The following is a 1,539-nucleotide window of genomic DNA, read 5'->3' on the forward strand; positions in this document are numbered from 1 at the left end:
GCTCTCGAACTGCGCTGCCAGCACGAGGTAGATGAACAGAAGCGCGAGCACGAAAACGATGCCCAGCGCGCCGGCGCTGGCGCGGAACTCCCGGCTGACGCCGTTGAGCTCGGTGGCGTAGCCCGGCGGCAGCACGCGGGCTGCCAGTTGGTCGACATCGGCGAGCGCCTCGCCGAGCGCGTAGCCGGGCGCCAGGTTGGCGGTGATGGTCACCGAGCGCCGCTGGTTGAAGTGATTGAGCTCGCGCGGGCTCACGGCTTCGCGCACAGAGACAAGAGAGGACAACGGGACCATGACGTCGCCCCGTCCGCGCACGAACAGCCGATCAATGTCTTCGGGGGTTGCCCGGCCGACACCCGATGTCTGCACGATGACATCGTATTGTTCGGCGTCGCGCTTGTAGCGCGTGACCACGCGGCCACCGAGCATGGTCTCGACTGTGCGCGCCACGGCCTCGACCGAGACGCCCATGTCGGCGGCGCGTGCGCGGTCGACATCCATGAAGATCTCGGGCTTGTTCAGTTGCAGGTCGATGTCGGGCTGCACGATGCCAGGGTTGCGCCGCATTTCGGCCAGCATCTCCTGTGCATAGCGGCCCATGTTGCCGTAGCTGTCGCTGCTCACGATCACCACGTTGAGCGGCTGCGAGCGAAAGCCCTGCCCCAGGCTGGGTGGCAGGCTGGGAAAGGCACTCACGCCGGGCAGGGACATCACCTGCGGCAACAGCTTCTGCTGCAGGTCGCGCGTGGTGATGGTGCGATCGTCCCAATCGATCGTGCGCAGCACACTGAAGGCCTGGGAGACTTGGCCACCGCCAATGAACATGAAGCGGCGATCGAACTCCGGGTACTGGGCCGCGATGGCATCGAGCGCGTCGAGGTAGCGCGCGGTGTAGTCGAGTGTCGCGCCGTCGGGCGCCCGGATCGGCATGGCAATCACGCCTCGGTCTTCGTACGGGGCAAGTTCGCTCTTGGCGGTGCTGAACAGCCACCAGCTCACGCCGCCAGCCCCCAGCATCACCAGCACCACCAGCCAGCGCACCTTCAGGCTGGCGCGCAGCACCTTGGCGTAGCCGTTGCTCAGGCCCACCAGCGCCCGCTCCATGCCGCGGTCGAAGGCGTTGGGCTTGGGGTTGTGGCGCAGCAGCTTGCTGCACAGCATGGGCGTCAGCGTGAGCGCCACGAAGCCCGAGACGATCACGGCGCCGGCCAGCGTGAGCGCAAATTCGCTGAACAGGCGCCCGGTGCGGCCGGGCGTGAAGGCCAGCGGCGCGAACACCGCGGCCAGCGTGAGCGTCATCGCCACCACGGCAAAGCTGATCTCGCGCACGCCCTTCAGCGCCGCCTGGAAGGGCGTCAGCCCTTCCTCGATGTGGCGGAAGATGTTCTCCAGCACCACGATGGCGTCGTCGACCACCAGGCCGATGGCCAGCACCAGGGCCAGCAGCGTCAGCGTATTGATCGTGAAGCCGGCCAGCGCGATGAGCGCAAAGCTGCCGATCAGGCTGACCGGGATGGTGACCAGCGGGATGAACGAGGC

General features: G+C 67.1%; 1 protein-coding gene. It reads right to left on the reverse strand.

Annotated features, from left to right (window positions below; translation table 11 throughout):
• A partial coding sequence (locus tag B3E43_RS11390; RefSeq protein WP_292029543.1) for an efflux RND transporter permease subunit occupies window positions 1-1,539 on the reverse strand: 1,539 nt, incomplete at both ends.

The sequence above is a fragment of the Brevundimonas sp. UBA2416 genome (assembly GCF_002343105.1).
In the GTDB taxonomy this organism is placed as follows: Bacteria; Pseudomonadota; Alphaproteobacteria; order Caulobacterales; family Caulobacteraceae; genus Brevundimonas.